Below are 11,047 nucleotides of genomic sequence, written 5' to 3'. Positions count from 1 at the left end.
AACAGTGGTTAGATAACCAATTAACTACCAATGGATATGATAATGTAAAGCGTATACTTTACGCAGATTGGCGAGAGAGTGAAGGCATACATGTAAGTCCTAAATAAAATTTGTTAGGATAAGAGCATTTCTTGGTGAATATAAACTTTAGTCTTCAACAATCAGGCGCTTTAATGAAGTAACTAAAGCCTAATTTTTCACTTATAACACCGAGAAATTAGGCTTTTTATATTTTGATTTCCTTAACGTTGTAAATCCGCATTTTCCTGACGCTACCCCTAAATAGGGAATTTCTTTTTCATGAATATATACTGGAACATTCCACTTATTAACAAGGGTCTGTAATGCGCCAATATGATCAAAATGAGCATGGGTTAAAATGATTGCTAGTGGTTTCTTCTCGTTGAAAAGTTGTTTTGTGTTTTTTAGGATAAACGACGCTGAATAGGGTATTCCTGTATCGATAAGGACCCAATCCTCTTTCTTCGGTCCTAATCCTGCAATATAGGCTATATTAGCAATTGCTGTTCGATAACCAAATACATTTTCTGCAATTTTCATTTCATGCCTCCACTTTTTACTTTTAGTGTGACCAAATCAATAAAAGAAACACCTCTTTTATAGTAGAGTTATTCCTTAACCTGTAGTGTAAAAAGAGTACTTAAAATAAAATTATTGATAATTGATAGGAAAAGGTGTACGATACAGTTAATTAAATAGTTATGATTACACAATACGTGTAATCGCCTTCGGGGTCGGGTGAAATTCCCAACCGGCGGTGATGAGTGTTCGTAAAACTCTAAGCCCGTGACCCGTTTTATGAGATTGATTATTGGCTAATTGCAATACTTTTTATTCGAATGATATAGCTAATTTATAAAACGGTGGATTTGGTGAGAAACCAAAGCCGACAGTAAAGTCTGGATGGGAGAAGGCAAATAACAGTAAACAATATGGTATGAATTATAGAATGAAAAGATTTTTCACAATTCTTTTTCCTGTTTTTCTATGGATTTGTTTTGTTGTATTTGGTGATGCTGTATAGTGGTGTGTTTTAGTTGACGTAATATGTGCTAACTATACGAAAGCTAAGAATCGTTCTTCCTTTTTTTCAAAAAGGATTTTGAATGATGTCCATTGACAGTGTTAGTTACAAACAACAATCGATAAAAGACAGCTTTTCTCTCATACAATACGTTTATTTAAGTATGTACTTGGCCCCGTATAAGTTTTTATACGGGGTTTTATGATGTTTTTTTCAGGGACTTTTAGAATTTAGTTCTATCCATTAAAAATGGTTGACCCCCATTAGCTATTTAAGAGCTTTAAAATACACGTTGTAGAAAGGAGGAAATTCCCCTTGTTTACTGGACTAGTCGAAGAATTAGGTGTTGTGAAGCATAGTAAAAAGACAGGGCATACGATTTCCATAGTGATTCAAGCAGAACAAATTATGGAGGATATGAAAATCGGTGATAGTATTGCCGTTAACGGTGTATGCTTAACGGTTACTTCCTTTGACTATAATTTATTCACAGTCGATGTTATGCCAAACACTTATAATGATACAACTCTTAGACTTCTAAGTAGTGGCACAGGCGTTAATTTAGAACGAGCGATGGCTGCTGATGGAAGGTTTGGTGGGCACTTTGTGTCTGGACATGTTGATTGTACAGGTACGATTATCTCCACACAAAAAGTGGAAAATAGCACATTGGTAGAAATTCAAATTCCAGAGAATCAAGTGCATCTAACCATGGATAAAGGGTCTATCACCGTTGACGGAACGAGTTTAACCATTTTTAAAACGACTCCTACTTCTATTTTCGTATCGCTCATCCCCCATACTTCTAAAGTCAGTATGATTGGGAATAGACGAAAAGGTGAGCTTGTTAATATTGAATTTGATCTTTTGGCCAAATATTTTTATTCCTTTATGAATAGAGACAAAGATCCAGTCGTAAAAAAAGAATCAAACCTAACTGCTTCCTTTTTAAGAGAAAATGGTTTTTAATCATGAATTTATACTATGAAAGGATGAAAACGATGTTTGATTCCATTGAAAATGCTTTAATTGATTTAAAAAAAGGTAAAGTTATCATTGTTTGTGATGATGAAGATCGAGAAAATGAAGGAGATTTCATTGGATTGGCAGATCATGTTACACCAGAAATGATCAATTTCATGGCAAAAGAGGGTCGTGGTCTTATTTGTGTTCCCATCCAACATGCTTTAGCAGATAAACTTCAACTCCCTCCGATGGTGACAAATAGTAGTGATCCGAGAAGCACTGCATTTACAATTAGTATTGACCATAGAGAGACATCAACAGGAATTAGTGCGTTTGAACGTGCCCATACAATAAGCAAATTGGTTGATGCAGGCGCAATTGCTGATGATTTTACAAGACCAGGTCACATCTTTCCTCTCATCGCAAAAGATGGTGGCGTGCTAAACCGCAATGGACACACAGAAGCAGCTGTTGATTTGGCGATACTTGCAGGAGCAAAACCAGTTGGAATTATTTGTGAAATTTTAAAAGAAGACGGAACAATGGCAAGAGTGAAAGATTTAAAGTTGATTGCTGAAAAATTTGATTTAAAAATGATTACCATACAGGATTTAATTCGATATAGACAAAGTTTATTACAAAAGGTGGAATAAATAATGAAACAAGTATTTGAAGGAAATTTAATTGGAACTGGCTTAAAAATTGGGATTGTTGTGTCCCGTTTTAATGAATTTATTACTACTAGACTTTTATCAGGAGCAGAAGATGCGTTAAATCGTCATGGAGTAAACGAGAATGACATTTCTGTAATGTGGGTTCCTGGTGTATATGAAATTCCTTTAGCTGCCAAAAAACTAGCTGCGTCTGGTAAATATGATGCGGTTATTACACTTGGCACTGTTATTCGTGGCGCTACACCTCATTTTGATTATGTAAGTAATGAAGTCGCAAAGGGTGTGGCTAATGTTTCGTTAAGTACGGAAATCCCTGTTATCTTTGGTGTTCTGACTACGGAAAATATTGAGCAAGCGATCGAACGAGCAGGCACGAAAGCTGGAAATAAGGGCTGGGAAGCTGCAGTTAACGCGATTGAAATGGGTAATTTATATAGCCAGTTAACAAAAGCTTAAAAAATAAAAACCTATAAGCGAGATAATCACTCGCTTATAGGTTTTTATTTCAAATATTACAATGGGATATATGAAAGTAGCATTCCACCAACTACACCTGTAATAACAATGATCCATGATGGAAGCTTCCAATAAACTAACATCGAAAATAAAATGGCTGCAAAAGCAAAATCGCTTGCCTGTAAGACACTACTAGTCCAAATAGGGTGATAAAATGCAGAGATTAGAATGCCAACAACTGCTGCATTTACCCCCATTAAAGCACCTTGAATTTTCGTGTTCTTTCTGAAGGAGTTCCAGAATGGAAGTGTTCCAACAACTAATAAAAAGGCTGGCAGGAATATGGCGAATGTCGCAAGTAGTCCCCCTCCCCATCCATTCAGAACTGTTCCAATATATGCAGCAAATGTAAACAAAGGACCAGGAACTGCCTGTGTTGCACCGTATCCTGCAAGAAATGCTTCTTCGCTTAACCATCCACCAAGGACAAATTCACGCTCTAAAAGAGGCAAAACTACATGTCCTCCTCCGAATACAAGAGAGCCAGATCGATAAAAACTATCAAACATGGCAATCCATGGGTATGTAAATAGCTCGCGTATTACTGGTAAAAGGAAAAGAAGGGCAAAAAATAATAATAAAGAAACACTTGCTACTCTTTTTGAAATTGGAAAAGTAACTTCTTCTTGAACTTGCTGCATTGTTTGCTGTTTATATAGAAAATAGCCGATTAAAGCTGAAAATATAATTACCCCTACTTGGGAAAAGACACTTTGCCATAAGAGTGTAAGCACTAATGCAAAGAGTGCAATCGTCTTTCTTTTTAGGTCTGGTGTTAAATTCTTGGCCATACCAAGTATCGCATGGGCAACAATCGCAACTGCAACTATTTTAAGACCATGTATCCAACCTGCATTCTCTATATCTAAGACCTCTATTACACTAGCAAAAATCATCAAAGCAATAACAGAAGGTAATGTAAAGCCTAAAAAAGAAATGATCCCGCCGAGGAGTCCTCCCCGTAAAATTCCTATCCCTATTCCAACCTGACTGCTCGCTGGGCCAGGTAGAAATTGACAAAGAGCTACTAAATCAGCATAGCTTTTTTCGTCTAACCATTTCCTTCGTCGTACATATTCATTGTGAAAATAACCTAAATGTGCAACTGGCCCTCCAAATGAAGTGAATCCTAACTTTGTGGAAATAAGTAAAATTTCTAAAAAAGTTTTACTTTTCTTCCATTGTTTTTCTTTTTCCAATGAGATACCTCCAATAAAATTAGTAATCTTTATCATATAGGAGGATATCTTTTTAACCAAGTTAATTAACGAAAAATTTACAAAAAATTAATAAAACGTCCAATGAAGAAATAGAATGTTCTCATTTCATCATTGAACAGTTTAGTTAACATAATGTTATTATCATAAACTTTCGATTGCTTTACTCACAGCTATCGTCAATTCTTCTGCAATCTCCTCTAATTTAGGCTGCATGATATTATTCGTTACATTCGGAAAAGTTCCTGTAGAATTTATTTCTAAATAACCCGTCATTTTTGTATAATTTTCATTCTTCACCTCTACCATAAAATAGCCATTGCCTTCAAAATGCTCATTAATCCCAACTAATTCAAAAGTAACCTTTGATGGTTCTTTCCATTCTAATATCTTTACTTTCATTTCCACTTTCTTCTTAAAAAGCCCCATATCAATTTTGAATTCCCAAGTAGAAACCGTATCGTTTATGATTTGATGGTAGATGTAGCCAGGTACTAAAGGAGCCCAGTTATTCATGGAGCGAACAAAATCCCAAACCTTTTTTGCGTTAGCGTGGACGATAATTGAATGCTTTTTACTTGGCATCGAAAAACACTTCCCTTATCTTTCATTGACAGACTAATCCCTTCTCTTGATGTAAGCACATGGGATATGGCCTCACTGCAAAGAAAAGGGATTATGTTTAGATCATAGACTATTTATATATATATTCTGTCAAATGTTAGATTATGAATTAGAATGATTTTAAGTTTACATAATATTATTATGGTATCTCTACATGTATTCTGAAATCTCTAAATCCATTGCCTTTTCCTTTTGCGAATCGGAAACATGTGTGTATTTTTGGGTTGTATTTAAATTTGTATGTCCAAGTAGCTCTTGTACAGTTCGGATATCTCGACCATCCCGCACTAAATGTGTTGCGAAGCTATGTCTTAACTTGTGACTAGATATTCCTTTTTCCTTCCATTTTAACTCTGGATATTCCTTTCCCATTTGATCGATAATCCGTTCTGTAATTTCTTGAATTCTTCTTCGAGAAATTCGCTTCCCTCGTCTTGAAATAAAGAGCGCATCCTCCTGCCCTTTCATTGGATAAATCCTATTTTCTTCTATATATAATTGTAATTCTTCCATTAGCCTTTTAGGTAACGGAATATACCGAGACTTATTTCCCTTTCCCAGTACGTGAATACCTCTTTTTTGATTAATAGAAGACAGATTTAAAGAATGGATTTCCATCACCCGAAGACCTGCAAACGCCATGAGGCCAAGAATTACTTTATTTCGTCTTTGATGCTGTTTTTGTGATACCTTTCCGACCATTTCAAAAAAGGACTTTAATTCGTTTTTTTCTAGGTAACTTGGCAGTTTTCCCTTTTGTTCTTTTGCGCTTTCCAAATCGATTGCTGGATTTTTTTGAACAAGCTCATAATCTACCAAACATTTATAAAAAGATCGAATAGCCGTTAATCTTCTATTTCTCGAACTAGAAGAATTTGCACGCTTCGTTTTTAATTCATTCATAAATAGGGTAATTTGTAATTTCTTCACCGTACTTAAATCCGTATATTCCTCCTTTTTGCGTGTAATAAATTCTAAAAAGAAATAAATATCCCGTAAATAATTTTCAATCGTAAATATACTGTAATCTTTATTATCCATTTCAGTCCGAAAAAGGGTTAGCTCTTCTTCATACCACGTAAATAATGTTTCCTTTGTAATCATATGTATATCCACCTAATTTATAAAGTAGTAATTTTAGTATACTATATTTCTTAAATAACCGCACATAAGAGATATTATGCGCGGTAATGTTGTTAAAACTCCTACGAAAGAATGAATTATCTATTTGTATGTAATGATCAATATCATTTTATCACTAAAATTGGGATAATTAAGGATAATGATGAGAGGTGATTGGATGAAGCTTCTATTTGATCTGCTTAGCCTATTAAATTTTTTCGATGCTATTTTTTCCTAGCTTGGAATTAAATGAAATCAAATAGCTGAATCTAATCCTCTGACGAATTATTATCTATGGGAGAATTCACCTTCTTTATTCCTTATTGTTAAAATTAGCATTATCCTTTTTTCTCCTATACTTAGCTATCTAATATTATAGTGAAAATAGGCGTTTTTGGATTTTCATACTGTCAATTCCATTAATGCTATATTCCTCTATCCTCCTTTTACATATAGTTTGGATCTCGAAAGCTATTAATTAATCATAATTATATTATGTAAACAAAATTAATTCTGTCTTTTCAATCGGTTAAATATTAAAATAGTTATATACAATATATAAGGAGCTAGAATATGAGTGTACATAAAGAAATTACTAAACATGTAGAACAAGTGAATTCTCGCGTTATTCGTTATAAACAATTAGATCAACTGCGCGAATCCTTCATCGAAGAAGCGTTATTGCTTTGTAAAGCTGGGGAGACTTTTTCTGTTGGAAAAATAAATGTAGTGACGGAACAAATCAATGAGTTAGCTAGACTTGGTGTTGTTCCAACAAGAAAGAAAGTGACTAAAGAAATGGTTATTGATTTTGTTAATCGTTCTAAGTAAAAGAAAAAGCGTTAAGAGGAATTTCAACTATCTTCCAACGCTTTTTTGGTATCTTTATTCGTAATTTTCCATGAATGGATGAAATCTAAAAATGGCCTTTCCAATAACAGCATCTTTTGAAATACATCCAATTTGCCTGCTATCCATACTATTTTGCCGATTATCACCTAGTACAAATATATGATCCTTAGGCACTTTGATTTTGATATTTTCTGTTAATCTTTGATTAGGAAGCAATTGGCTCTTATTTTGCTTTAAATAGGGTTCCTCGTATTTTTGTCCATTTATATAAAGAGTGTCATCTTGGATTTCAATCGTATCATCTGGTAAGCCAATAACTCTCTTAATGTAATCTTCTTTCTCAATCGGAGAATGAAAAACTATTGTATCAAAATGCTTTATATGACCTATTTTTGAGACAATAACTCGATCTTGATTTTCATATGTAGGCTGCATAGACTGACCAACTACTTTAACAGGAGTAAATATAAAGTTCCTGCATAAAAAGACAAAAACTAATGCACATACTAGAGCGATAATCCATGATTTTAGCTCTTTCTTAAATTCAGTATTATTTATATTAGCTCCTCCTTCCTAGTTGTCTTCCTTTCACTAATTTATACATGAGAATGTCGTCTACGTATTCATTTTCGGCAATTTTAAATTCATTTAGCTTACGACCTTCTTCTACAAAACCCATCCTTTTGTACAACGAAATTGCTTGATAGTTTGTTGAGAAAACGCCTAAATTTACTTTTTCGATAACAGGGTTTCTTTCTGCCCATTGGAGTAGTACCTCTAATAGTTTTTTCCCTATCCCTTTATTTCTATATTCATTGGTTATCATGATACTAAATGATCCCGTATGATGCAATCTCTTTCTTTCTGGAGATTGAAACACAAGAAATCCAATCAATTCACCGTCTATTTCTGCAACTAATAATGTTTCTCTTTCGTTACGTAAAATATTATTGATCCAATGCTGCTGTTCTTCTAAGGTATGATTAAACTCTTCGGCTAAAGTTATTAAGTAATCTCCTTCAGCGATAACGGTACGCTGTATTTTTAATATTGCTTCTGCGTCTATCCATTCACCATGTCGAATGAGGTATTCTTTTTCTGTTACAATTATCCCCATTTTATCCCTCCGAATTCATGGGAACCCATTATATTTTTATACTCTAGTAATAGTGCCTAATATTATTTTTGAATTTCTACTGGAATATTTATCCAAGCTAGTTATTACTATCATTATATCATAAAATCTAGTCGCCCTATTCCTGAGGCTTTCTTTTTTTTCTATAAAAAATCCAAATAATTAGTACGATCAAAATTGGGATGATAATTGGTGACAAACCAATAGTAAATACGGCTACACCAGATAAAAACGAAATAATCCCGTTAATCGTAGTAACAAATTGACTTTTTGCTTTTTGCCATGTATTTAGTGATTCCTTATTTTTAATAGCATCAACCTTTACTAACTCCTCTTCCAATTGGATAGTAACAGTTGAATAGTCCACATTATTTTGCAAATAGTTCATTCTACCTAAAATTTGTTCCTTTTCTTCTTGTACGGTTGCTAGGTCATTTGAAATTTTTAGAAGATCTTCGGTTTTTTCGGCTTGATCCATTAAGGTTAATAGTCGTTTTTCCACTGCCTCTTTTGCCTTTAATCTAGACTCGAGATCAACATATTCTTCTGTAACATCATTTCCTGTCACGTTCTTCTCTTTAATCTTTATGCTGTGCTTTTCTACTTCCTTTATATAGGATTGGAAATGAGACTGTGGAATTTTCACAGTAATCGAGCCATTTATATACTCGGTCCCGCTATCGTAAATAGATGACCCGACAACATAACCGCCAAGCTCGGTTGCTTTACTTTGAATCGTTGCTTCTACTTGATGGTAATCCTTCACTTGTAGGGAAAGGTTTGCATTGTAAATAACCATTCGATCATCTTCTGCATTTTTTGTAATGTCACTATCCTTGTTCTCATTACTTGTTTGCGCTAATTGTTCCTCTTTCACTTTACTAGAGTCTAAAGTAGCGATCTCATTTTCAGAACTATCTTCAGATATTGCACTTTTTTGTTCAGAATTTTCGTTGCTGCAAGCTGTTAACAAGAATAAAATCAATAAAAATACATGAGTGATAACACGATAATTCTTCATTTATATTTCCTCCTACGTTCAGTTAATCTTTTAGACGGATTTTAAGTGAATTAGTTTCAAATTTATTACATTTTGATTACAAAAAATTGCGAAAGGTCTATCTTAATAATGACCTAGGTTCCTAAGGAAATTGGCTTTGCTAAATGATTAATTTAATAAATATAGGGATAATCATTTACACCAATTCTCTATGCTCTGTATATGATAATACAAGTTTACTTTCAGTGATAATTCCATTTGCTGAACATACAATGGTATAAAAATGAGTTGGAAATTACGCTTATATGGAGGGATATTAGTGGAGTTAGACAGGCATATGGAACTTACCTTTCAAAACCTACAAGAAAAGAAAATGACGTTTGAAATCGTATTTCAACGGATTCTTTCCTTTATGTCTCGAAATCCTGCTGGAAATTATCAATTAATGATTGGCACAGATTCACAAGTGCATGCAAAGCATACTACTTTTATTACGGGTATTGTTATAATGAATAAAGGAAAGGGAGCATGGGCTTGCATTAGAAAAGTAGTTTTGCCCAGGAAGGTTTTACGATTGCATGAGAAGATTTCCTATGAGACAACGCTAACAGAAGAAGTTGTTAGTCTCTTTACAGAGGATAAGAAAAACCAGTTAATAGACGTTGTATTACCATTTGTCTACCAAGGAGCCACTTTCTCTATTGAAGGACATATTGATATTGGAGCCGGTCGAAGAAATAAGACCCGTGATTTTGTAAATGAAATGGTAGCAAGAATTGAGTCAATTGGCATAGAACCGAAAATAAAGCCAGATTCTTTTGTTGCCTCCTCTTATGCTAATAAATATACGAAGTAAATTCCTCTTTCTCAGCAAAAAAACCTGTCCTAAATCAGAACAGGTTACGATAATCATTTTTCTTTTGTAGTAGCAATCTCTTCGGATATCTTTTTATTTTTATTAATAAAATGAATGATAAAGGTGATAATAAACGCAGCAATCAGAATGGCAAAAAATACATAGTGATCTAATTCAAAGCCGAAAATACTTGCAAACATTTTTGCCGCGATAATCCCAATTAAGACAAATGCAGTATTCTCAAGTTCAGGTACTTTTTCAATTAGAACGAGGAATAATTTCGCAACAGTTCTCATCATTAAGATTCCAAGCATACCACCTATTAAGAGAATCCAGATTTCATTTGATACAGCAAGGGAAGCTAGTATACTGTCCACAGAGAAAGCTAAATCCATTAACTCTACGGAAATAACAGTAGCCCAGAATACACCGAATAGCCGTATTGTCCAGCTATCCTTTTTCATAGCTGATGCATCCTCATCTCCATCACCGATCCAGAAATGCTTAATTACAATCCAAGCTAAGTATGCAGCCCCAACTACTTTAATCCATGTAAAGTGGATTAAATAAACGCCAATTCCAATAAAGAAGAATCGGAAAAAATATGCGCCAAATAAACCATACGTTAATGCCTTTTTCTGTTTGTCTGGTGGCAAATGTTTAACCATAACCGCTAAAACAAGCGCATTATCCGCTGATAATAAACCTTCTAAAATAACTAACGATCCAATTAAGCCCCAAGATACTGGATCTGTTAATACTTCTCCCCACATCTTCCAGTCGAAAAATGAAGCATAGGTTGATAATATCTGGTGTAAAACGTCCACTTAAAAAGCCTCCATTAAATAAATGTAATCATATGGAAGCTATTATACTCCTATCATTTTCAGATAGCAACTATTAATAGAAAAGCGTTTGAGTCAAGTATTTGTGGGAGAAATTTTTTATCGTCGGAATTTCTCTCTTTTTCAGTGTGTTTGCTATCTCTATTGTTAACGCTTTCTATACTTACTCTATTTATAGTCAGGCTGTTTTCGTAA

The 11,047-nt window shown here is 34.1% G+C and carries 12 protein-coding genes, 1 pseudogene and 1 riboswitch; of the genes and pseudogenes, 5 read left to right on the top strand and 8 right to left on the bottom strand.

The genetic code is table 11. The annotated features are described in order from the left end of the window. Nucleotides 1-201: 201 nt before the first annotated feature. Entirely contained in the window at nucleotides 202-561 is a 360-nt protein-coding gene (locus QQZ16_RS20675; RefSeq protein WP_031536505.1) for an MBL fold metallo-hydrolase, read from the bottom strand. A 180-nt stretch (nucleotides 562-741) separates the two neighbouring features. Continuing rightward, a riboswitch (FMN riboswitch) is annotated at nucleotides 742-940 on the top strand. A gap of 420 nt (nucleotides 941-1,360) precedes the next feature. Here QQZ16_RS20675 and ribE point away from each other — a divergent pair. The 3 genes and pseudogenes from ribE (at nucleotide 1,361) to ribH (ending at nucleotide 3,141) form a co-directional block, all read left to right on the top strand. Then, on the top strand, nucleotides 1,361-2,014 hold the full coding sequence (ribE, locus tag QQZ16_RS20670) for a riboflavin synthase (RefSeq protein ID WP_031536506.1): 654 nt from the start codon (nucleotides 1,361-1,363) through the stop codon (nucleotides 2,012-2,014). A 32-nt stretch (nucleotides 2,015-2,046) separates the two neighbouring features. Continuing rightward, nucleotides 2,047-2,637 (top strand): annotated as a pseudogene (gene ribB / locus QQZ16_RS20665) (3,4-dihydroxy-2-butanone-4-phosphate synthase); the annotation flags it as partial. Between the two features lie 30 nt (nucleotides 2,638-2,667). After that, on the top strand, nucleotides 2,668-3,141 hold the full coding sequence (ribH, locus tag QQZ16_RS20660) for a 6,7-dimethyl-8-ribityllumazine synthase (RefSeq protein ID WP_031536508.1): 474 nt from the start codon (nucleotides 2,668-2,670) through the stop codon (nucleotides 3,139-3,141). A gap of 56 nt (nucleotides 3,142-3,197) precedes the next feature. On the opposite strand, the gene chrA is transcribed toward ribH, so the two are convergent. The 3 genes from chrA to QQZ16_RS20645 all read right to left on the bottom strand — a co-directional run bounded on the left by chrA (nucleotide 3,198) and on the right by QQZ16_RS20645 (nucleotide 6,146). Further along, a complete protein-coding gene (chrA, locus tag QQZ16_RS20655) occupies nucleotides 3,198-4,400 on the bottom strand; it encodes a chromate efflux transporter (RefSeq protein WP_235252698.1) in 1,203 nt (400 codons plus the stop codon). A 162-nt stretch (nucleotides 4,401-4,562) separates the two neighbouring features. Next, nucleotides 4,563-5,003: a CoxG family protein gene (locus QQZ16_RS20650; protein WP_235252699.1), complete on the bottom strand. Its 441-nt coding sequence runs from the start codon at nucleotides 5,001-5,003 to the stop codon at nucleotides 4,563-4,565. Nucleotides 5,004-5,192: 189 nt separating this feature from the next. Continuing rightward, a complete protein-coding gene (locus QQZ16_RS20645; RefSeq protein ID WP_031536511.1) occupies nucleotides 5,193-6,146 on the bottom strand; it encodes a tyrosine-type recombinase/integrase in 954 nt (317 codons plus the stop codon). A 591-nt stretch (nucleotides 6,147-6,737) separates the two neighbouring features. On the opposite strand from QQZ16_RS20645, the gene QQZ16_RS20640 reads away from it, so the two are divergent. Next, nucleotides 6,738-6,995, top strand: coding sequence for a DUF2533 family protein (locus tag QQZ16_RS20640; RefSeq protein ID WP_031536512.1), 258 nt, complete (start codon nucleotides 6,738-6,740; stop codon nucleotides 6,993-6,995). 54 nt (nucleotides 6,996-7,049) lie between these two features. On the opposite strand, the gene lepB is transcribed toward QQZ16_RS20640, so the two are convergent. From lepB to QQZ16_RS20625, 3 genes are all read right to left on the bottom strand, one after another. Next, nucleotides 7,050-7,532, bottom strand: coding sequence for a signal peptidase I (gene lepB, locus QQZ16_RS20635; RefSeq protein ID WP_311298858.1), 483 nt, complete (start codon nucleotides 7,530-7,532; stop codon nucleotides 7,050-7,052). Nucleotides 7,533-7,575: 43 nt separating this feature from the next. Continuing rightward, nucleotides 7,576-8,133, bottom strand: a complete 558-nt coding sequence (locus QQZ16_RS20630; RefSeq protein WP_031536514.1) for a GNAT family N-acetyltransferase — start codon at nucleotides 8,131-8,133, stop codon at nucleotides 7,576-7,578. 136 nt (nucleotides 8,134-8,269) lie between these two features. After that, on the bottom strand, nucleotides 8,270-9,172 hold the full coding sequence (locus tag QQZ16_RS20625; RefSeq protein WP_235252700.1) for a DUF4349 domain-containing protein: 903 nt from the start codon (nucleotides 9,170-9,172) through the stop codon (nucleotides 8,270-8,272). A gap of 316 nt (nucleotides 9,173-9,488) precedes the next feature. On the opposite strand from QQZ16_RS20625, the gene QQZ16_RS20620 reads away from it, so the two are divergent. Beyond that, complete coding sequence (locus tag QQZ16_RS20620) at nucleotides 9,489-10,007, top strand: ribonuclease H-like YkuK family protein (RefSeq protein ID WP_031536516.1); 519 nt, start codon at nucleotides 9,489-9,491, stop codon at nucleotides 10,005-10,007. 53 nt (nucleotides 10,008-10,060) lie between these two features. On the opposite strand, the gene QQZ16_RS20615 is transcribed toward QQZ16_RS20620, so the two are convergent. After that, nucleotides 10,061-10,834 (bottom strand): TerC family protein, encoded by a 774-nt coding sequence (locus tag QQZ16_RS20615; protein ID WP_235252701.1) that lies wholly within the window; start codon nucleotides 10,832-10,834, stop codon nucleotides 10,061-10,063. Nucleotides 10,835-11,047 lie beyond the last annotated feature (213 nt).

Source organism: Bacillus sp. T2.9-1, from assembly GCF_950097965.1.
GTDB lineage: Bacteria > Bacillota > Bacilli > Bacillales > Cytobacillaceae > Niallia > Niallia hominis.
Note: the sequence above shows the minus strand (reverse complement) of the source record. Positions and strands in the feature narration are given on the sequence as shown.

Excerpts from the sequence above, each read along its gene's own strand:
- QQZ16_RS20675 (WP_031536505.1), bottom strand. The coding sequence starts at position 561 with ATGAAAATTGCAGAAAATGTATTTGGTTATCGAACAGCAATTGCTAAT.
- ribH (WP_031536508.1), top strand. The coding sequence starts at position 2,668 with ATGAAACAAGTATTTGAAGGAAATTTAATTGGAACTGGCTTAAAAATT.
- QQZ16_RS20650 (WP_235252699.1), bottom strand. The coding sequence starts at position 5,003 with ATGCCAAGTAAAAAGCATTCAATTATCGTCCACGCTAACGCAAAAAAG.
- QQZ16_RS20645 (WP_031536511.1), bottom strand. The coding sequence starts at position 6,146 with ATGATTACAAAGGAAACATTATTTACGTGGTATGAAGAAGAGCTAACC.
- QQZ16_RS20640 (WP_031536512.1), top strand. The coding sequence starts at position 6,738 with ATGAGTGTACATAAAGAAATTACTAAACATGTAGAACAAGTGAATTCT.
- QQZ16_RS20630 (WP_031536514.1), bottom strand. The coding sequence starts at position 8,133 with ATGGGGATAATTGTAACAGAAAAAGAATACCTCATTCGACATGGTGAA.
- QQZ16_RS20625 (WP_235252700.1), bottom strand. The coding sequence starts at position 9,172 with ATGAAGAATTATCGTGTTATCACTCATGTATTTTTATTGATTTTATTC.
- QQZ16_RS20620 (WP_031536516.1), top strand. The coding sequence starts at position 9,489 with ATGGAACTTACCTTTCAAAACCTACAAGAAAAGAAAATGACGTTTGAA.